Origin of the sequence: Amycolatopsis jejuensis (genome assembly GCF_000717335.1) — a bacterium.
GTDB lineage: Bacteria > Actinomycetota > Actinomycetes > Mycobacteriales > Pseudonocardiaceae > Amycolatopsis > Amycolatopsis jejuensis.
Genome location: NZ_JNYZ01000027.1, coordinates 294145 through 314489, shown reverse-complemented (window position 1 = coordinate 314489; position 20345 = coordinate 294145). Strand labels below are relative to the sequence as shown.

Annotated in this window: 18 protein-coding genes; 6 read left to right on the top strand and 12 right to left on the bottom strand. The window is 69.5% G+C overall.

Annotation, left to right across the window (positions count from 1 at the left end):
- Nucleotides 1-657: 657 nt before the first annotated feature.
- Nucleotides 658-1620: an SdiA-regulated/phytase-like domain-containing protein gene (locus OO71_RS33280; protein ID WP_245633864.1), complete on the top strand. Its 963-nt coding sequence runs from the start codon at nt 658-660 to the stop codon at nt 1618-1620.
- An 865-nt stretch (nt 1621-2485) separates the two neighbouring features.
- On the opposite strand, the gene OO71_RS33275 is transcribed toward OO71_RS33280, so the two are convergent.
- The 3 genes from OO71_RS33275 to OO71_RS33265 form a co-directional block, all read right to left on the bottom strand.
- Nucleotides 2486-3757 carry an aminotransferase family protein gene (locus tag OO71_RS33275; protein WP_033293902.1) on the bottom strand — a complete coding sequence of 424 codons (1272 nt, stop codon included), beginning with the start codon at nt 3755-3757 and terminating at the stop codon, nt 2486-2488.
- 66 nt (nt 3758-3823) lie between these two features.
- On the bottom strand, nt 3824-4090 hold the full coding sequence (locus OO71_RS33270; protein ID WP_033293901.1) for a hypothetical protein: 267 nt from the start codon (nt 4088-4090) through the stop codon (nt 3824-3826).
- 7 nt (nt 4091-4097) lie between these two features.
- Nucleotides 4098-5426, bottom strand: coding sequence for an MFS transporter (locus OO71_RS33265; RefSeq protein WP_156096671.1), 1329 nt, complete (start codon nt 5424-5426; stop codon nt 4098-4100).
- A gap of 286 nt (nt 5427-5712) precedes the next feature.
- On the opposite strand from OO71_RS33265, the gene OO71_RS33260 reads away from it, so the two are divergent.
- The gene (locus OO71_RS33260) at nt 5713-6399 is read left to right on the top strand and encodes a GntR family transcriptional regulator (protein ID WP_033293900.1); all 687 of its coding nucleotides are present in this window, start codon (nt 5713-5715) and stop codon (nt 6397-6399) included.
- Nucleotides 6400-6549: 150 nt separating this feature from the next.
- Here the strand turns inward: OO71_RS33260 and OO71_RS33255 are convergent, their stop codons facing one another.
- The 3 genes from OO71_RS33255 to OO71_RS33245 form a co-directional block, all read right to left on the bottom strand.
- A complete protein-coding gene (locus OO71_RS33255) occupies nt 6550-8196 on the bottom strand; it encodes a thiamine pyrophosphate-binding protein (RefSeq protein ID WP_051792532.1) in 1647 nt (548 codons plus the stop codon).
- A gap of 54 nt (nt 8197-8250) precedes the next feature.
- Nucleotides 8251-8811 (bottom strand): hypothetical protein, encoded by a 561-nt coding sequence (locus OO71_RS33250; protein ID WP_051792531.1) that lies wholly within the window; start codon nt 8809-8811, stop codon nt 8251-8253.
- Nucleotides 8812-8958: 147 nt separating this feature from the next.
- Nucleotides 8959-9582 (bottom strand): pyridoxamine 5'-phosphate oxidase family protein, encoded by a 624-nt coding sequence (locus OO71_RS33245; protein ID WP_033293899.1) that lies wholly within the window; start codon nt 9580-9582, stop codon nt 8959-8961.
- A 99-nt stretch (nt 9583-9681) separates the two neighbouring features.
- Here OO71_RS33245 and OO71_RS33240 point away from each other — a divergent pair, with 99 nt between their 5' ends.
- Entirely contained in the window at nt 9682-11052 is a 1371-nt protein-coding gene (locus tag OO71_RS33240) for a WS/DGAT/MGAT family O-acyltransferase (RefSeq protein ID WP_033293898.1), read from the top strand.
- 962 nt (nt 11053-12014) lie between these two features.
- Here OO71_RS33240 and OO71_RS33235 read toward each other — a convergent pair.
- The 3 genes from OO71_RS33235 to OO71_RS33225 are packed head-to-tail and all read right to left on the bottom strand — an operon-like array spanning nt 12015 to nt 14807.
- Nucleotides 12015-12485 (bottom strand): MaoC family dehydratase, encoded by a 471-nt coding sequence (locus tag OO71_RS33235; RefSeq protein ID WP_033293897.1) that lies wholly within the window; start codon nt 12483-12485, stop codon nt 12015-12017.
- 22 nt (nt 12486-12507) lie between these two features.
- Complete coding sequence (locus OO71_RS33230; protein ID WP_033293896.1) at nt 12508-13878, bottom strand: amidase; 1371 nt, start codon at nt 13876-13878, stop codon at nt 12508-12510.
- Nucleotides 13875-14807, bottom strand: coding sequence for a D-2-hydroxyacid dehydrogenase (locus OO71_RS33225; RefSeq protein WP_051792530.1), 933 nt, complete (start codon nt 14805-14807; stop codon nt 13875-13877). The genes OO71_RS33230 and OO71_RS33225 overlap by 4 nt, the downstream gene beginning before the upstream one ends.
- Before the next feature lie 162 nt (nt 14808-14969).
- Here OO71_RS33225 and OO71_RS33220 point away from each other — a divergent pair, with 162 nt between their 5' ends.
- Genes OO71_RS33220 through OO71_RS33210 form a run of 3 tightly spaced genes read left to right on the top strand, consistent with a single transcriptional unit; the run spans nt 14970 to nt 17172 of the window.
- The gene (locus tag OO71_RS33220; RefSeq protein ID WP_033293894.1) at nt 14970-15710 is read left to right on the top strand and encodes a maleate cis-trans isomerase family protein; all 741 of its coding nucleotides are present in this window, start codon (nt 14970-14972) and stop codon (nt 15708-15710) included.
- Nucleotides 15711-15756: 46 nt separating this feature from the next.
- Nucleotides 15757-16491 carry a maleate cis-trans isomerase family protein gene (locus OO71_RS33215; RefSeq protein ID WP_033293893.1) on the top strand — a complete coding sequence of 245 codons (735 nt, stop codon included), beginning with the start codon at nt 15757-15759 and terminating at the stop codon, nt 16489-16491.
- A gap of 6 nt (nt 16492-16497) precedes the next feature.
- Nucleotides 16498-17172 carry a GntR family transcriptional regulator gene (locus OO71_RS33210; RefSeq protein WP_033293892.1) on the top strand — a complete coding sequence of 225 codons (675 nt, stop codon included), beginning with the start codon at nt 16498-16500 and terminating at the stop codon, nt 17170-17172.
- 28 nt (nt 17173-17200) lie between these two features.
- Here the strand turns inward: OO71_RS33210 and OO71_RS33205 are convergent, their stop codons facing one another.
- From OO71_RS33205 to OO71_RS33195, 3 genes are all read right to left on the bottom strand, one after another.
- Nucleotides 17201-17671, bottom strand: coding sequence for a DUF4262 domain-containing protein (locus OO71_RS33205; protein ID WP_033293891.1), 471 nt, complete (start codon nt 17669-17671; stop codon nt 17201-17203).
- A 69-nt stretch (nt 17672-17740) separates the two neighbouring features.
- Complete coding sequence (locus OO71_RS33200) at nt 17741-18796, bottom strand: tartrate dehydrogenase (RefSeq protein ID WP_033293890.1); 1056 nt, start codon at nt 18794-18796, stop codon at nt 17741-17743.
- A complete protein-coding gene (locus OO71_RS33195) occupies nt 18793-20247 on the bottom strand; it encodes an NAD-dependent succinate-semialdehyde dehydrogenase (protein WP_033293889.1) in 1455 nt (484 codons plus the stop codon). The genes OO71_RS33200 and OO71_RS33195 overlap by 4 nt, the downstream gene beginning before the upstream one ends.
- Nucleotides 20248-20345 lie beyond the last annotated feature (98 nt).

Genomic DNA, 20345 nt, shown 5'->3' with positions numbered 1-20345 from the left:
GGGCGGGGCGGGGCGGGGCGGGGCGGGGCGGGGAAGGCTGCCGGACCGCCCGAACCGAACGCAGCGCGAACGGCCCGTAGCGAACGCGTGCCGACCGTTGGGGACGACGTCGCGCCCGACCGTCGGGACGCATTCGATCGTGGGGACAGCGTCGCCCCCCGATCGCTCGAATGCTTGCCGTCCGTGGGGACAGCGTCGCCTCCGACCGCTCGAATGCTTACCGTCCGTGGGGACAGCGTCGCGACCGACCGTCGGGTGACTTGCCGTTCGTGGAGGCGGCACCGACCGTTGGTGGCCTGCCATTCGTGAGGTCGGCGTCGCGACCGACCGTGGGGTCAGCGTCATTTCCGATCGCCAAGTCCCCTCTCCGACCACGGGGACATCGTCACCTCCGATCAATGAGTCGCTTGCCATTCATGGGGACGACGTCACCTCCGGTCGTCAGGTCACTTGCCGATCATCGGGACAGTGTCGCTTTCCGTTGGTTGCCGGTGGCCGCACCGGTGTGCTCCACTGTTGATCACCCACTGCTGAAAGTTCCGCGATCGGGCGCGGGACCGCCGCTTGTCAGCAGAGATCGACGGGCTGTGTGCCTCGTGGAGAAGGAGCGGCGTCTTGTTTGCGCATCGGCGTGGAAGGGTTCGGGTTACGGTCGCGTTGTCCGTCATCGCTCTGGCGAGTGCATGCGGCGCGGCGGACGCGACGCTCAAGGCCAGCGCGTGGCCTGGCGGGTCGACGGTGACCACCGCGGACGGGTCCGGCGTGTTCGGCAAGAACCTCAGCGGGCTGTCGTACGAATCGCCCACTGTGTTGTGGGCTGTGAAGAACGGGCCGAGCACCCTGTACCGGCTCGTGCCCGACGGGGCGAAATGGCGTCCCGACAACGGGTGGGAACAAGGCAAGGCAATGCACTACGCGGACGGCAGTGGAGACCCGGACGCCGAAGCCGTCGTCCGCACTCCCGACGGCATCGTCACCGCCACGGAGCGCGACAACGACAACGGCGACACCAGTAAACCCGCCATCCTACGTTACGACGTCTCCCGAGACACCCTCGACGCCACCGCGGAATGGGACCTCACCGCGGACCTGCCGAAGGTCGAGCCCAACAAGGGACTCGAAGCGATTTCCTGGATCCCCGACGGCGCCCTCACCGCGCGCGGATTCCGCGACGAGCACACGAAAACCGCATATGCCCCGTCGAACTACCCGAACCACGGCGGCGGTCTGTACTTCGTCGGGCTGGAAGACAACGGCATGATCTACGCGTACGCGCTGGACCAGTCCGGCGGCAAGTACACCCGGGTAGCCACCTTCGCAAGCAGATTCCCGGCGATAATGGACCTGGAATACGAACCGGCGACGAACCGCCTGTGGGCCGCCTGCGACAACACCTGCCAAGGCCGCACCACCACGCTGGCGGTCGGCTCGGAGGGCACCTTCACGGTCAGCGCGCAGTACCAGCGCCCGTCCGGCATGCCGGACTACAACAACGAAGGCTTCGCCATCGCCCCACAATCCACGTGCACCAACGGAACCAAACAAGTCACCTGGTCCGACGACGACAACGACGGCAACCACGCCCTCCGCAGCGGCACCCTGAACTGCACCACACAGTGACCCACCAGGGCGGAGCTGTCCCGGCTCCGCCCCAGTCCACTGTGGACCCAACCCGAACCGCCAGCCGCTGCCCGGCCCGCACGCGCCGGATCGTTCCGGGCTTGAAGGAATCAAGCCCATGGCCGACCGCTCCCGCCCGGGGCTCGACCGGCATGCCGATCCACGCACGCCAGGCTGGCCCACGGTCAACCAACATGGACACTGCCGACCCAGCCCACGTCCAACCGCCCCCAACCACGCTCGACCAGTATGCCGATCCACTCACGCCGGGCCAGTCCGCTGTCAACCCACCTCCGCGCCGCTGACGCAGCCCACGCCCAGCTGCCCCCAACCACGCTCGACCGGCATGCCGATCCACGCTCGCCAGACTGGCCCACGCGCAACCAACATGGGCACGGCCGACCCAGCCCACGCCAACGGCTCCCAACCACGCTCGACCAGTATGCCGATCCATGCACGCCGGGCCAGTCTCGACCGGCCTCGGCAGTGCGGCCCCAGCCCACGCCCGACCGCTCCCGAACCCGAGCGAGACTGGGTCCGCGAACGGTTCGCATGGGAAGCAGGCACCGTCGTCCGGCACCGCGGATTCACCCGCAACGCAGACCACGCCCGAGCACACGATTTCGCCGACCGATCCACTACCACCGAAACAACCGGGACCCGCCCGCAACGCGCGCCAATCCGCGCGCAGTTCGCCGCGCAAAGTTCAACCAGGTCCGGGCGCCACTGTGCCACCCGCGATCAGCCAAATCGTCGGCACTCACCCGGCACCTGCCCTCGGCACCAGCCTCAGGCGCCCACCCGGCACCAACCCCAGGCACCCACCCGGCACCCGGCGGCACCAACCCCAGGCACCAGCCGGAAATCACCCAGCCATCAACCGGCCCAAAGCCCGCGGTACCGCCTCCGCCAGCAAGTCCAGCTCCGCCTCCTCTGCGACCAACGGTGGCGAAACCGCGATCCCCTTCCCCAGCGCGCGCACGATCACCCCTTCCTCCAGCAGCAGCCGGTGCAGCCGGCCCGGCGCAGCTGGGTCTGCGGCCAGCACGTCCGGCGCCAGTTCCACCGCGGCCAGGAACCCGAGCCCCGCGCGGACCTCCCCGACCAGCGGATGCCCAACGGCCGCAGAAAGCGCGTCAGCAAGGGGCTTTTCCATGGCCTTCCCCCGCGGGATCAGATCATCGCGCTCGTAGATGTCCAGGGTCGCGTTCGCGGCGGCGCAGGCGACCGGGTGACCCGCGTACGTTGCGCCGTGGCGGAGGATCGGCGCGCCCGGGCGGCCGGTGAAGAACGGTTCCGCCACGTGGGGCGCTACCAGCAGCACCCCCAGCGGGATGGTCCCGCTCGTGACGCCCTTCGCGGTCGTCACCAGGTCCGGCTGCACCGGCCACCGGTCGATGCCGTACCACGTGCCGAGCCGCCCCCACGCGCAGATCACGCAGTCCGCCACGAACAGGACCTCGTGCCGGCGGCAGATTTCCGCGACCTCCTCCAGGTACCCGTCCGGCGGCAGCAGCACACCGCCTGCGCCGATGACCGGTTCGCAGAAGAACGCGGCCACCCGTTCGGGTCCGACGCGGCGAATTTCCTCCTCCAGCGCGGTCGCACTGTCGTACGCCACATGGGAAAACCCGCCGGCCAGCGGGCCGAAGCCTTCCGAGTTCACGGCGATCCCACCGGCGGCCGTACCGAAACCGTGCGTGCCGTGGTAGCCCTGGGTCCGGCCGATCACGTGCGTCTTCTCCGGACGTCCCGTGTGCACGAAGTACGCCCGCGCGATCTTCACCGCGGTGTCCACCACGTCACCGCCACCCGAGCCGAGAAACACCTTCGACCCCGGCACCGGCGCCAGCTCCGACAGCCGCGACGCGAGCTTCAGCGCCGGTTCGTTCGCCGTGCTGCCGAAGAGGTTGTACGCGTCGAGCTTCTCCATCTGCTCGGTGACCGCTCGGGTGATCTCGGGGCGGCCGTGGCCGAGGTTCGCGTACCAGAGCGAGGCCGACGCGTCGAAGTACCGGCGCCCGGTGTCGTCCCAGACGTACGAACCCTCGCCACGGGTCACCACGAACCGGTTGCCGTCGACGGCACCCATGTCCGCGAACGGGTGCCACAGCGGGTTCGGCTGCTGGTCCGGCATGTGTTCCTCCTCGGGGTCGGCTGCTCCGGCCGGCACCGCGGGAACAGCGCCGTCCGCCGCCCCTTTCTACCCGCCCGGCCGGGGATCTGCTAACCGCGACCCCTCGACGCCCGCCATGCCGGAGGCCCGCAGCCCGGGATCCCGATGGCGGTGTCCCCGGCCGGGCAGACCGGGGGCGGACCGCCGCAACGGACGGCGGCACGCCAGCTCACCCGCGTAGAGCTCGGCGGTGCGGACCAGATCGGCGTACGCCTCGACGTGGATGCGATTGATCGCGTCGTGCGCGTCACGGGCGAGAGCGTCCAGCCAGAGGCAGTACTCGGACGTCCGCATGCCGAGGTCACACGTTCTCGACAGTCTGTGCACCGGCAGCGGTCGCCGAACTGAGCGACCGGCCCGGGCGGTCCTTGATGAAGAAACTCGTGACCAGCCCGATCAGCGTCATCACCGCGAGGTAGCCGCCCACCGCGTACACGGTTCCGGTGCTGGTCTGCAGTGCTTCGGCGATCGTCGGCGCGAAGGCCCCGCCGAGTACGGCACCGATCGCGTACGAGATCGCCGCGCCGCTGTAGCGGACCGTCGTCGGGTACATCTCCGCGTACAGCGCCGCCTGTGGGCCATAAGTGAACCCGAGCCCGATCGAGAACAGGAACAGCGCCACCAGAAGCAGTCCGACGTTCGCCGTGTTGACCAGCGCGAAGAACGGGAACATCCACACCAGCTGGATCGCGAAACCGATCTGGTAGGTGCGGATGCGGCCGATCCGGTCCGCGAGCCAGCCGCCGAGCAACGTGCTCACCAGCCACGCGACCGCGGACAGCATGACCGCGATCAGCACCGTCGAACGACTGAGGTGCAACGTCTTCGTCGCGTACGACTGCACGTACCCGCCGGTCGTCATGTACCCGACGGCGTTGTTGGCCGCGAACACCAGCGCGCCCGCGAGCACCAGCTTCCAGTGGTGCCGGAACAACTGCACCAGCGGCATGCTCGAGCGCACCTTGTTCTCGCGGACCTCCTCGAACACCGGGCTTTCCGCGACCCGCGTGCGGATCATCAGCCCGACGACGATCAGCACCACGCTCAGCAGGAACGGAATCCGCCAGCCCCACGCCAGGAACTGCGCCTGCGTGGTGAGCGCCGTGACGAGCGCGAGAACGCCGTTGGCCAGCAGCAACCCGATCGGCACCCCGATCTGCGGGAACGCGCCGTACAGGCCGCGCCGCTCGGCGGGGGCGTGCTCGACCGCGAGCAGCGCCGCGCCGCCCCATTCGCCACCGGCCGACAACCCCTGCAGAATGCGCAGCAGCACCAGCAGAATCGGGGCCCACACGCCGATCGACGCGGTATTCGGCACCACGCCGATCAGCACCGTCGAGATCCCCATCAGCAGCAACGTCAGGATCAGCATCGAGCGCCTGCCGAGCCGGTCGCCGAGATGCCCGGCGATGATCGCGCCGATCGGGCGGAAGAAGAAGCTGATGCCGACCGTCGCGAACGACAGGATCAGCGCGTCCTTGCCCAGCACCGCGAAGTACTGGGTGGCGAAGACGAGGCCGGCACAGATGGCGTAGATGAAGAAGTCGAACCATTCGATGGTCGTGCCGACCATCGCCGCCAGTACGACCCGGCGGTGCTCTCTGGTCATGCTCCCGGTCGATCGCGACATTGCGGCTCCTTGCTGGCGGCTGATCCCTGACGGACCTGAGAATCCCGAGGCCGCAGATCGTATATAATCAGCGCGCACCGGAACAAGACTCAAAAAGGTAACTGGCCATGGTTTTTAGCCTACATTTGTTGACAAAAGCACGTAGAATGCCTCAACTAGCCACATTGGAAACGTCGACAGAACATCGTCCACCCAGGTCAGATAGTATATGATTCCCGGTGACCGGGGGACGGGATACCGTGAGCCGGACACCCGCCGAGGCGGGCCCGCAAGGAGGCGACCAGGGATGTCCACGACGCACGAACCGGCCGCGGCAGGCGGGCTCAGCAAGACGCAGCACACCTACCAGGTGCTGAAGACCCGGATCACGGCAGGCGCGTACCCGGCGGGGCACCGGCTGGTCCTCGGCTCGCTGGCCAAGGAGTTCGACGTGAGCCCGGTCCCGGTGCGCGAGGCGGTGCGGCTGCTGCAGGCCGAGGGGCTGGTGCACTTCGAGCGCAACGTCGGGGCGACGGTCGCGGCCATCGATCCAGTCGGCTACGAGCACACGATGCAGATGCTCGCGATCGTGGAAAGCGCGGCCACCGCACTCGCCGCCCCGCACCTGACCGCCGACGACCTCGCCGAGGCCGCGGAGCTCAACGCCCGCATGCGCGCCCACCTCGACCCGCTCGACCCGGTCGATTTCACCCGGCTCAACCACGAGTTCCACGAGGTGCTCTACACCCGCTGCCCCAACCCGAGCCTCGTCGACCTGGTGAAAAAGGGCTGGGCCCAGCTCGCCACGATCCGTGATTCCACGTTCTCGTTCGTCCCGGCCCGCGCACAGGCGTCGGTGGCGGAGCACGACCAGCTGCTCGACCTGATCCGCGCCGGCTCGGGTGCCGAATGGATCGAGCACTGCGCCCGCGCCCACCGCACCGCCACGCTCGACGCCTTCCTCACCTGGGACGCCGACGCGCACCACCCCTGACAGCACCCCAATGTGGCATTGGTTGCATCCCACGCACCCAACGCCACATTGGTTGCATCCCACGCACCCAACGCCACATTGGGTGCATCCCACGCACCGAATGCCACATTGGTTGCGTCACATGCACCCAATGCCACATTGGGGCGGTGTTCAGCTGCGCGGTTTCCGGTACCAGCGCGGGGAAGTGTTCAGCGGCGGCTTGAGTTTCGCGCGGACCACCAGCACATTCGGCTCGTCGGACTCCACGAACTCGCTCAGCAGCCGGCGAAACGCGCGGCCGAAGCCGGACACCCGGTCCGCATGCACGCCGAACGACCGCGCCAGGCCGACGAAATCCGGGCTGTCCCAGTCGACCCCGCGGTGTGGCAGGCCTTCGCGGTCCTGGTCGTAGCGCAGCATGCCGTAGCCGCCGTCGTCCACCACCACGACCGTCACCGGCAGCTGCTCCTCCGCGAGCGTCGCCAGATCTCCTACGGCGTAAAGGAAACCGCCGTCGCCGGTCACGCACAGGACGCGGCCGCCGCCGGTTGCCTCCGCCGCCGCGCCCGCCCCCAGCGCGGACGGGAAGCCGTAACCCAGCGTACCCCAGCCCATCGGGTACGCGAGCCGCCGCGGTGCCCGGATCCGGTGAAAACCGCCGATCCAGTACCCGGCAACGCACATGTCCGTGACGACCGTTGCGTCGGCGGGCAGCACTTCCTCCAAAGTGGACAGAAAGTCGGCGGCCTGCGGTTCCTCGTCCCGGATACGCCTGCGTACCCGGCGGCCGATGCCGGCCAGCCGCGCGGTGAGCTCGTCAAGGCCGGGCCGCGGTTGCAGGTGCAGGGATTCGATGACGCGGCAGGCGTCGCCGACGAGCGTGACGTCCGGGCGGTAGTTCTTCGCCGCGTCCCCCGCGTCGACGTTCACCGCGATCAGCTTCGGCGGCGCGGGCATCAGCCAGTTCTGGGTCATCAGCCCGTCGAAGTCGGTGCCGATCGCGAGCACCACGTCGGCCTCGTCCCACAGCTGCCCGACCTCCGGCGTGTGCACCGGATTCGGGGCCAGGCAAGGATGTTCGGGCGGCAGCAGGCCTCGGGCGCCGAACGTGGTGACCACCGGCGCGACCAGCCGCTGCGCAAGATGCCCGATTGCTTCGCCCGCTTCGGCCCGTAACGCGCCGCCGCCCGCCCAGATCAGCGGACGGCGCGCGGACGCGAGCAAGGCGGCCGCGCGGGGCAGCTCGGGCAGATCGAGCACCCGCTCGGCAGGCGGCGCGGGCGGTTCGCGCGGCGGCGTGGTCTCGCGCAGGAAATCGGTGGGAATGCCAAGGTACACCGGACCGCTTTGCGGTTGCAGTGCCAGCCGCGCCGCGCGATGCAGGGTGGTACCGATCTGGTCGGCCCGATGGACGGTGAACCCGGCTTTGGTCACCGGCGCGAACATCGCCTGCTGGTCGGACGTCTCGTGCAGCACCCCGCGTACCACGCCCGGCCGCCGAAGCGTGGACGGGATGTCGGTGGCGATCACCAGCACCGGCGCCGCGGACGCCATCGCCTCGCCCACCGCGGCGAGGGTATTGGCCGCACCCGGGCCGGTGGTCACGAGCGCGACGCCGAGTTTTCCCGTCCTGCGGGCATAACCGTCGGCCGCGTACCCCGCGGTCTGCTCGTGCCGGACGCCGATCACGCGAATCCCGGTGTCCGCCAACGCCTCCCACAGCGGCAGGTTGTGCACTCCCGGCAGGCCGAACACCACCTCGGTCCCGAGAGCCGTGAGCGCGTCCCCCAGCTGCTGAGCTCCAGTCCGTCCTGCCACGCCAGCGATGGTATCCGTCTCGTGTCTGCGGCTGCAGACACCCGGGTATCCGCGTCAGCCGACGTTCTCGCCAGTGCAGATGTTCAGGTAGGTGTGCGGGTCGAATTTCTCGCCCTTGCCCGGGAAATACCACTCGAGCGCCCGGTATGCCAGCTTGCCTTTGCAGTCACCGAGGTCGAATGCCTGCACGGTGACTTGCCGTTCGACGCCCTCGGCCGTGGAGGTGCCCTCGGCATCGATGGCGGTCCCGGAGGCAATGGCGGTCTGGCCACCCCACGACTGCCACTGCACGTGGCTGACCAGGCCGGTTGGGCTGCCGCCGTTGAAAATCGTGACCGGCCGGGCGGTGCCGTACCCCTCCTGGTCCGGACCCCACACGGTACCCAGCACCGGCACGGACTGCGCCCCGCCGTTGCCGGAACGAGCCGGTGCCGTGCCGGGATCGGCGGGCTTCGAAGTGACCGGGGTGCTCTGCGCTGCGTTCGCCGGGATCGACGGCGCCGGGACCTTCGCGGTGATCGGCGAGGACCCGCAAGCGGTCACGGTGAGGCCGACAGCGGCGGCGATGGCGATCCCGGCCAGCATCCGGGCACGACGGGACAGTTCGGTGTTCATGACGGAATTACCCCCTGCGATGGGCAAAACGAGCGTTTTGCTTTCTGCACAAGGAGACGTCCGGCCTGCAACCGGGTTGCCGGGACTGCCCGTTCGGTCGTCGCGCGGGGCTGCCCGGCTCGACCTCCGGCCTGACCGGCAGCCTGCTCAGCGGTAGATGTGCTCCGCGTATTCCGGACCGTAGTAGCGCTCCAGGTCGGCGATTTCGTCGTCCGGCCGTTCGAGTTCCTTCGCAATCTGCGCCCGCGACGCAACCGCGCCGGGAATCCACGTGCTGCTGTCCCACAGCTTCGAGCGCAGGAATGCCTTGGCACAGTGGTGGAACACCTCGTCGATGTCCACGACGAGCGCGAGCTGCGGCCGGTGCCCGCGGACCACCAGCTCGTCGAAGAACGGGGCGTCCCGGACGATCCGGGCACGGCCGTTGATCCGCAGTGTGTCACCGCGGCCGGGCAGCAGGTAGATCAGGCCGACGTGCGGATTGGCGAGGATGTTGTGAAACCCGTCGGCGCGGCGGTTTCCGGGCCGCTCCGGGATGGCGATCCGGCGGTCGCCGAGCACGTGCGTGAAGCCCGGCGGATCGCCTTTCGGGGACACATCGCAGGTGCCGTCCGCCGCCGACGTCGCGATCAGGCACATCGGCGACGCGGCCAGCCAGTCGCGGTCCAGCGGGTGCAGCGCGGGCCTGCTCTTCTCGGCCACCCGCTTGATCGGCGGTGGCAGCAGCTCGCGCAGCTGCTCTTCCGAAGTCACCTCGACGTACTCGGTCATACTCGCCAGCCTAGGCACGCAAGCCAGTGAATTTTCGTGCGTAGACTTCGAGAGGCCGGGGACGACGAGGTCCCCCGTGGCGCGGAAGGGGTGGCCGGAATGCCGATGATGCCTGTGACCGACTCGATGTTCCTCATGGTCGAGACCCGCGAGCACCCGATGCACGTCGGCGGGCTCCAGCTCTTCCGCAAACCCGACGGCGCAGGCGAGGACTACCTGCGTGATCTCCGCCAGTCGCTGCTGGAATCGGACAACATGCGCAGCGTGTTCCGGCGCCGCCCGAGCCGTCCGGTCAACACCGTGGGACATCTGCGCTGGTCCACCGACGCAGACCTCGAGCTCGACTACCATTTCCGGCATTCGGCGCTGCCACAGCCGGGCCGGGTCCGGGAACTGCTCGAACTCACGTCACGGTGGCACAGCACCCTGCTCGACCGGCACCGGCCACTGTGGGAAACGCACCTGATCGAAGGACTGCGCGACGGCCGGTTCGCGGTGTACTCGAAAATCCACCACGCACTGATGGACGGCGTGTCTGCACTGCGGCACCTACAGGGCACGCTGTCGGAAGACCCGGCCGACCTCGACTGCCCACCGCCGTGGGGTTCGCGAAGCGAGTCCGGCGCGGCCCGCAACGGCCACTCATCGCGGTCGCCGCTCAGTGCGGTGGGCAAGACGCTCGAGCAGGTCGCCGGAATCGGGCCGGCCGCGGCGAAGGTGGCGCGCGAGGCCTTCCGCGAGCACCGGCTGACGCTGCCGATGCAAGCGCCGAAGACGATGCTGAACGTCCCGATCGGCGGCGCCCGCCGGTTCGCCGCGCAGTCGTGGTCGCTGGATCGCGTACGAGCCGTGGCGACTGCCGCGGGGGTCTCCCGCAACGACGTCGTACTCGCCATGTGCTCCGGCGCCCTGCGCGACTACCTCATCGAACAGAGCGCCCTGCCGGACGCGCCGCTGGTCGCAATGGTCCCGGTGTCACTCCGCCGCCGCGACGCAGGCGACGCCACCGGCAACAACATCGGTGCCCTGCTGTGCAACCTCGCCACCGACGAGACCGACCCGGCGCAGCGGCTGGCGGCAATCTCGGCGTCGATGTCCAACGGGAAGAAGCTCTTCACGCAGCTCTCGCCGCTGCAGACGCTCCTGCTGTCGGGCCTGAACGTGGCCCAGCTGGGCGCGTCGCCGATCCCCGGTTTCGTGGGCAACACGCGTCCGCCGTTCAACCTGGTGATCTCCAACGTGCCCGGCCCGCGCAAGCAGATGTACTGGAACGGCGCCGCCCTGGACGGCATCTACCCGGCGTCGGTCCTCCTGGATGGCCAAGCCCTCAACATCACCCTGACCAGCAACGACGACAACCTCGACTTCGGCATCACCGGCTGCCGCCGGAGTGTCCCGCATCTGCAGCGGATCTTGACCCATCTGGACACGGCGCTGGCGGAGCTGGAAGGGGCGGCTGGGGTTAAGTAGGGCCTGGTTCGGTGGGTTGGGCGGCCGCGGCGGGGTGGATTGGGCCGGAACAGCTGCGGTGGGGGTCGGTGCGTCAGGTCGGCGGCGGATGCATGGCTCGGGTCGGGCACACCCCGCGCGAGCAGATCGGACGGGCGCAACCACACGAAGCAAGTGAGGCGGCCGCGGCCGGGGTGGATCGGCTCAGGCCGGGCGCACTGCACGAAGCGGGTCATGCCGAGCGCCGGACCGAGCAAGACAGCCAGGCCCCGTGCCGCAGCCCCATGGCTCAGAGCTGGCGCACCCACGCGATGCGAGCCGGACCGGCCGCGCCAGGGGCGCATCGGCTCGGGCCGCGTGCACCAGGCAGGTCAGGCCAACCGCCAGACAGAGCAGGACAGGCAGGCCCGCGCCGCAGCGCCATGGCTCAGACCCGGTGCACCCACGCGAAGTGAGCCAGACCGGCCGCGCCAGGGGCGCATCGGCTCGGACCGGCAGCACCCGCACGAGCGAAACAGGCGGGCGCAACCACACGAAACAAGCCAAACCGCCCGCGCCAGGGACGCGTCGGCTCGGACCGGCAGCACCCGCACGAGCGAAACAGGCGGGCGCAACCACACGAAGCAAGTCAGGCGGCCGCGGCCGGGGCGCATCGGCTCGGGCCGCGTGCACCAAGCAGGTCAGGCCGAGCGCTGGACAGAGCAAGACCGCCAGGCCCGCGCCGCGGCGCCATGGCTCAGACCCGGTGCACCCGCGCGATGCGAGCCAAACCGCCCGCGCCGGGGTGGGGCCGTACCCGCGCTAGCGAATCGGGCGGGCGTGAGCGCTCGGAGCAAGCCAGGCGGGGTCGCGCCTGGGTGTATTGGCTCAGGCCGGGGCGCACTGCACGGAGCGGGCCGGGCCGGGCTCGCTGGGCCAAGCAAGCCAGGCTGGCCGCACCGAGGCAGCTCGGCTCAGACCCAGCCGGGCCGTGTGGGGCGGGGTCAGGCTGGGCGTACCGCGACGAAGTTCACTGCACTTGCGCTGAACACCAGCTCATCAGCGCCGTTGAACAGTTCCATTTGCGTGCGGACCAGGCCTCGGTCGGGCTTCGACTGGGAGCGGCGGGACTCGGTGATCGTTGCGCGCATTCGGAGGCGGTCGCCTGGGCGTACTGGGCGGGGCCAGCGCAGGTCGTCGATGCCTGGGCTGCCCAGGCTTGCCACCTTTGACAGGTAGTGGTCGGCGAACATTCGCATCATCAGGCTCGTCGTGTGCCATCCGCTTGCGATCAGGCCGCCGAACGGGCCTTCCTTCGCTGCGGCGGGGTCGACGTGGAAGCTCTGCGGGTCGTACTTCGTCGCGAACTCGATGATTTCTTCTTCGGTGACCGTTGTGTCGCCGAACTCGTACACCGCTCCTTCCGGGTAGTCCTCGAACCAGCGGTCGTCGATCGGCGTCGTGAACTCGGTCATCCTGCCAGCCTGCCACAGCGGGTTACGGCAGGACTTCTTCCAGCAGCTTTGCGACCGCCAGCACGAGATCGTCCGAATGCCGCGGGCCGATGATCTGCAGGCCCACCGGAAGCCCGGCTCCCGTGCGGCCGGCCGGGACGCTGATCGCGGGCTGTTGCGTCATGTTGAACGGGTACGTGAACGGCGTCCACTCCGGCCATTCGGTCATCCCGCTGCCCGGTGGCACGTCGTGGCCTGCTTCGAACGGCGGGATGGGCACGGTGGGCGTGATCAGCACGTCGTAGCGGGTGTGGAATTCGCCCATCAGGATGCCGAGCGCGGCGCGTTCCGCGGTGGCGTCGAGGTAGTCGCCTGCCGAGTAGGTGTGGCCCTTTTCCCAGACCCGGCGCAGGCCCGGGTCGACGCGGGTCTCGCTGCCGGGTGGGAAGGCGTCCAGCGACTTCGCCGCCCCGGCCGACCACAGCACGTCGAAGGCGTCCTTCGGGTCGGCGAATCCCGGGTCCGCCTGCTCGACCTGCAGCCCGGCGTCGGCGAGTGACTGCACTGCCGCGGCGACGATCGTGGCGACTTCCGGGTCCACGTCGACGAAACCGAGCGTCGGCGAGTACGCCGCGATCAGCCCGCGGACGTCCCGCCGCACTGCCTCGCGGTACGTGCTCACCGGCGGCGCGAGGCCGGACGGATCGCGTGGGTCGGGCGTCGCCAGGACGTCGAGCAGCAGCGCGATGTCGTCGACGCTGCGGGCCATCGGCCCGGCGTGCGACAGCGGGCCGAACGGGCTCGCCGGGAACAGCGGAATCCGGCCGTGCGTGGGCTTCAGCCCGACGATTCCGCAGAACGACGCCGGAATCCGTACCGAACCCCCACCGTCGGTGCCGACGGACAGCTCCCCCATCCCCGCCGCCACTGCTGCCGCGCTGCCGCCGCTGGACCCGCCTGCCGTCATCCGCGGGTTCACCGGGTTGCGCGTGATCCCGGCGAGCGCGCTGTCGGTGACGCCCTTCCACGCGATTTCCGGCGTGGTGGTCTTGCCCAGTACGACGAGGCCCGCCTCGCGCATCCGGGCCATCACCGGGCTGTCGACGTCCCACGGCTGGTCGGCCGGGATGCTGGTGGAACCGCGCAGGGTGGGCCAGCCCTGGGTGAGGAAGATGTCCTTGATCGACGCGGGCACCCCGTCGAGCCAGCCGATGGGATTGCCGTCGCGCCACCGGATTTCGGCCGCCTTCGCCTGTTCGAGCGCGCGATCGGCGTCGACGAGGCAGTACGCGTTGATCTCTCCGTCGCGCTCCTCGATCGCCTGCAGGGCGTTCTGCGTCGCCTCGACCGGGGACAGCTCTCCGGTGGCGTAGGCGGCGACGAGTTCGCTGGCGGTCAGTTCCCGGTCGCTCATCCGGCTGCTCCCTGCAGTTGCGACGGCACGTACCCGAGCCGTTTGTCCACGACGTTGTGCAGCGGTTCCCCGGCGAGCCAGCGCCGGAAGTTCGCCGCGAACACCTCTACCAGGGTCGCGCGCCAGCCGCGGAAGTCCCCCGACATGTGCGGGGACAGCAGCACGTCCGGCATCGTCCACAGTGGACTCTCCGGCGGCAGCGGCTCGGTCTCGAACACGTCGAGGGCGGCCCCGGCCAGCTCGCCCGCCCGCAACGCCGCGACCAGGTCGGACGTGACCACCAGCTCCCCACGGCCCACGTTCACGAACCTCGCCGACGGCTTCATCGCGGCGAACGCGGCAGCGTCGAACATGCCCTTGGTCTGCCCGGTGAGCGGGGCGACCGCGACGACGTAGTCGAACTCCGGCAGGTACCGCGGCAGCTCGGCGGAGTCGTGGACCACGCCGAAGTCGGCGTCACCGCTGCGCGCCCGCCGTCCGGCCCCGGACACGCGCATCCCGGCGGCCCGCAGCAGCCGCGCGATGGCCCGGCCGATCGGCCCGGTACCCACGACGAGCACCTCGCGCCCGGCGATCCGCTCGCTCTCGCGGTGCTGCCAGGTACCGGCCCGCTGCAGGTCGAGCGAACGCGCGAAGTCCTTGGCGAACGCCAGCACCACGCCCAGCACGTACTCCGCGATGGCGTCGTCGAATACCCCGCGCGAGTTCGTGAGCACCACGTCGCTGTCCCGCAGCTCCGGGAACAGCACCGGGTCGACCCCCGCGCTCGCGATGTGCAGCCACCGCAGCCGGTCCGCCGCATGCCACGCCGAAGGCACCGCCGTGGAGAGGAAGTCGTAGACGAAAAGCGCGTCGGCTCCGGTCAGTGCCCCGGCAAGCCCACGCGCGTCCGTGTAACGAACCACTGCCGCTTCTTCGATAGCGGCCATATCCGGCGGCGGGTCTGCCCCGCAGAGCACCGCCAGAACGGGGATTTCCGACGCGATCACGTTGACACGGTAAGAGTGGCTCGTATGATTGTCAACAATCCGAGGAACACCCCCGGAGCACCGGACGTGTCATCTGCACAGGCGTATTCCGGAGGCTGAGCCTTGGATCTGGACTTCCTCGCGTTCGAAGGGCCACTCGCCCAGCGCGGCATCGGCGTGATCGCGCCGTTCGACCTCGCGCTCGAGCGCGAACTGTGGCGCTGGGTGCCGATGGAGGTGTCGCTGCACCTCGCCCGCACCCCGTACGAACCGGTGCCGGTGAGCATGGAGATGGCCCAGCTGGTGAGCGACAGCCGCCACCTCGCCGCGGCCACCCGCGACGTGCTGCACGTGGAGCCCGAGGTGGTGGCGTACCTGTGCACGTCCGGCAGCTTCGTGAACGGCGTCGACTACGAACGCTCCCTCACCAAGGCCATCTGCGACGCAGGCGCGCCCGACGCCGTGACCACCTCCGGCGCGCTCGCCGAGGTGCTGCACCAGCTCGACCTCCACCGCGTCTCGGTACTCACCCCCTACGACGCCGACCTCACCGGCAAGCTCCATGACTTCCTCGCCGAACTCGGCGTGACCACGGTGTCCAGTGACCACCTCGGCCTCGGCGGCGGCATCTGGAAAGTCAGCTACCGCACCATCGCCGAGCGGATACTGGCCGCGGACCACAGCGAGGCCGAGGCGATCTTCGTCAGCTGCACCAACCTCCCCACGTTCGACCTGATCGAGCCACTCGAGAAGGCCCTCGGCAAACCCGTGCTGACCGCGAACCAGCTGACCATGTGGGCCTGCCTGCGCCGGATGCGGCTGCCCATCGTGGGCCCCGGGCAGTGGCTGCGGGAGGTGTCTTGACCTTGCTCGGTAACATTGTCGACAATTTGCGCATCCCGGAGGTTTCGTGACCACGATCGGCTTCATCTACCCCGACCACGCGGCCGAGGACGACTACCCGCTCGCGGAGCAGCTCCTCGGCGGCCCGGACGCCGCCGAGGGCGACATCCGGCTGCCGGTGGCCCACATCTACGGCACCGACCTGCACGCCGTGCCCGAACTGCTCGACCTCGGCAGCGAAGCCCGGCTCGCCGACGGCGCCCGGCTGCTCGCCCGGCACGAGCCGCAGGCCGTGGTGTGGGCCTGCACGTCCGGCAGCTTCGTGTACGGCTGGGACGGCGCGCGTACCCAGGCCGACCGGCTGGCCACGGCCGCCGGGGTCCCGGCATCGAGCACGTCGTTCGCCTTCGTGCACGCGGCGCAGGCGCTCGGCGTGAAGCGGGTCGCCGTGGCCGCGAGCTACCCGGACGACGTGGCCCGCCTGTTCGTGGACTTCCTCGCTGCCGGAGGCGTGGAGGTGCTCACCATGGCGAGCGCCGACATCGACACCGCGGCCGAGGTGGGCCGGCTCGCGCCGGAGGCCGTGGTGGACCTCGCCGTGAGCCACGACCACCCGGACGCCGACGCGGTGCTGGTGCCCGACACCGCCATGCGCACGCTGGGCGAGATCACCGCCATCGAGGAGAAGCTCGGCAAGCCGGTGCTGACCGCGAACCAGGTGACCGTGTGGGAAGGCCTGCGGCTGACCGGCACGACCCGGCTGGTGCGCTCGCTTGGCGCACTGTTCCGGGCGAAGGGCTGAACCGTGGTGGTACTGCCTGACATCGAACCGGTGAGCCGGGAGTCGACCGCCGCCGTGATCGCCCGCCAGCTGCGCGACGCGATCATGACCGGCGCGCTGCCGCCGGGAACCCAGCTCGGCGAAACCGACCTGGCCGCCCGGTTCCAGGTGTCGCGCGGCCCGCTGCGCGAGGCCATGCAGCACCTCGTGTCGGAGGGCCTGCTGCGCAGCGAGCGGCACCGGGGCCTGTTCGTGATCGACCTCGAACCGGACGACGTGTTCGACGTGTACCTGGCCCGCTCGGCCGTGGAAAGAACCGCGCTGCTCTGCGCGTTCCGCGGCGACCGCGCGGCCGTGGCGGATCTGCTGGAGCAGAACGTGGCCGACATGGCGGCAGCTGCCGACGACCCCGCCGCGCTCTCCGAAGCGGACCTCCGGTTCCACGAGGCCCTGATCAACGCCTCGGGCAGCAAACGCCTGGTGCGCATGGCCCGCACGCTGCTGATCGAGACGCGGATGTGCCTGACGTTGCTGCAAAGCACGTACCAGGGCGTGGAAAACCGCCTGGAGGAGCACACGCGGATCATCGAGACCCTGCGCGCGGGCGACGAGAAAACGGCGCTGCAGCTGCTGGAAGCGCACATGGAGGACGCGATCGGCAGGCTTCTTCCTGGCCGCACCCTGAAGAACGCGCACCCGTGACCAGCGGGCAATCCGCGTGCACCGGCTCTCACGAGTCATGCCGCACCCCCAGCACGGGCTGCCCACCGAGGCCGGAGTTGTACCTCGGTGACCACGGGAACCGGCCGGCGTCGTCCGGGTACACCAGCTGCCGGGCCTCGATTTCCGTTCCGTAGCAGGAAACTGCGACGGACAGGTGCGCTGCCGGGGCACTGAGCTGCACGATTTCCAGGCGTGGTGACCGCGGCAGCCACCACGGTTCCCCCGGCACCGGCGGACCGGTGCACAGCGCCTCGGCGGCCGCGGCGTTCAGCGCGCCCGCCGCAAGATGCGGCGGCAGCCCGGTGATCACCAGTTCGGGCAGCCCCTCGGCCGTCAGCCCCACGGTGTACGCCCAGGGCGGCCGGAAATCCGTTCCCAGCACCCCCTGGACGCACCAGCCGTATTCCTCGATCCGTTCCAGCACCTCGTTCACGCGCGGGCCGGTGAATCTTCCCGGCCCCTCACACATCCGGCACATCGGTGCCCTCCTCCCCTCGGGACCCCTTGGCGGGTCGGGAAGAGTGAAGCGCGCGGCACCGACAGAAAATCAGCGGAGCGAAGCGGCCACCGCCGCGGCGAGCGCGGTTGTGGTAGCGGTCCCGCCGAGGTCGGGGGTGAGCGTTGCACCGGTGGTCAGCACCTCGTCGACCGAGGCTCGGATCGCTTGTGCCGCAACGGTTTCCCCGAGGTGGTCGAGCAGCATCGCGCCGGCGAGGATCTGCGCGACCGGGTTCGCGATGCCCTGTCCGGCGATGTCCGGGGCACTCCCGTGGACCGCCTCGAACATCGACGGAAACTCACCCGATGGGTTGATGTTTCCCGATGGTGCCATGCCCAGCCCGCCGGTGATCGCGGCGGCGAGGTCGCTCAGGATGTCGCCGAAAAGGTTCGACGCCACGACGACATCGATCCGGTCCGGCGCCTGCACCATCCGCGCGGCGAGAGCGTCCACATGGCACTGTTCGGCCCGCACGTCCGGATACTGCGCCGCGACCTCGGCGAATATCTCGTCCCAGTAAGGCATCGAGTGGATCAGCCCGTTCGACTTCGTCGCCGACGTCACGTGCCGCTCCCGCGTGCGGGCGAGCTCGAAGGCGTACCGGATGATCCGCTCCACGCCCACGCGCGTGAAAACGGCCTCCTGCACCACGAATTCGTCGGGCTGCCCGGTGTTGTGCCGTCCGCCGATCGCCGAGTACTCGCCCTCGGAGTTCTCGCGGACGATCACCATCTCCAGCTCGTCCGCCTTCCGCCCGGCCAGCACCGACGAAGTGCCGGGCAGCAGCCGCACCGGACGCAGGTTGACGTACTGCCGGAACGCCCGGCGCAGCGGAATCAGCAGTCCCCACAACGAAATGTGGTCCGCCACGCCGGGAAAGCCGACCGCGCCGAGCAGGATACCGTCGAAGCCCGACAGCTGCGCGACTCCGTCGTCCGGCATCATCGCACCGGTCTTCGTGTACCTTTCACAGCTCCAGTCGAATTCGGTCCACGCAAGAGAGAATCCGTACTTCTCGGCGGCCGTGTCGAGCACGGTGCGGGCGGAGATCGTGACGTCGACGCCGATCCCGTCGCCCGGGATGCTCGCGATCCGGTGTGTCACAGGCTCACCGCGATGTACTTGGTCTCCAGGAACTCGTCGATGCCGACGGTGCCGCCCTCGCGGCCGAGCCCGGACTGCTTGACCCCGCCGAACGGCGCCGCCGGATTGGACACGATGCCCTGGTTGAGGCCGATCATCCCGGCCTCCAGCCGCTCCGACACGCGCAGCGCACGCTTGAGGTCACTCGTGAAGAGGTACGAAACCAGGCCGAATTCGGTGTCATTGGCCTTCGCGATCGCCTCGTCCTCGGTGTCGAACGGGGTGACCGGCGCGACCGGCCCGAAGATCTCTTCGCCGGCGAGCCGCGCGTTGGCAGGCACGTCGGTGAGCACGGTCGCCGGGTAGAAATGCCCCGGCCCGTCCGCCCGCAACCCGCCGGTGAGCACCCGCGCACCCTTGTCGACCGCGTCCTTGACCAGCTCGGTCACCTTCTCGACCGCAGCCTCGTCGATCAGCGGGCCGACCACCACACCGTCCTCGGTACCGCGGCCCATCGGCAGCGCCTGCATCCGCTCGGTGAGCCGCCGGGAGAACTCCTCGACGACGCCCCGCTGCACGTAAAACCGGTTCGCCGCAGTGCAAGCCTCGCCGATGTTGCGCATCTTGGCCTGCATCGCGCCCTCGACCGCAGCGTCCAGATCCGCGTCGTCGAACACCAGGAACGGCGCGTTGCCACCCAGTTCCATCGACGTGCGCAGCACCTTCTCCGCGCACTGCTCCAGGAGTTTGCGCCCGACCGCAGTGGAGCCGGTGAACGACAGCTTGCGCGCACGGCCGTCGCGGATCAGCGGCTCCATCACGCCGCCGGCGTTCTTGGTGGTGACGACGTTCAGCACGCCGTCCGGCAAGCCCGCGTCGGCGAGGATCTGGGTGAGCGCCAGCATCGACAACGGCGTCTGCGCGGCCGGTTTGATCACCATCGTGCAGCCCGCGGCGACCGCCGGGCCGATCTTGCGCGTACCCATCGCCATCGGGAAGTTCCACGGCGTGATCAGCAGCGTCGGACCCACCGGCTGGCGCGTGATCAGGAACCGGCCCGCCCCGTTCGGCGCGACCGCGTACCCACCGTCGATGCGTACGGCTTCCTCGGCGAACCAGCGGAAGAACTCACCGGCGTACGTGATTTCCCCGGCGGCCTCGGCCACCGGTTTGCCCATCTCGAGCGTCATCAGCAGAGCCAGCTCGTCGCGGCGCTCGATGAGCTTCTCGTACGCGCGGTGCAGGATCTCCCCGCGCTCGCGGGGCGCGACGGCCGCCCAGCTCGCCTGCGCCGCGACGGCCGCGTCGAGCGCCGCCAGGCCGTCTTCCGGCTCGGCGTCCGCGACCTGGCACAGCACCTTGCCGGTGGACGGGTCCTGCACGTCGAAGGTCTTCCCGCTGCGTGCGGGTACCCATTTGCCGCCGATGAAGAGTTCCTTGCCTACCGCGCCGACGACGCTTTCCTCACTCATCCAGGTTGCTCCTGATTCCGGTCGCCCCGATTGCTTCGGAGTCATGTTATGGATATTGTCAACAATCGACAACCACCAACGAAGGCCAAGGGAGGGCA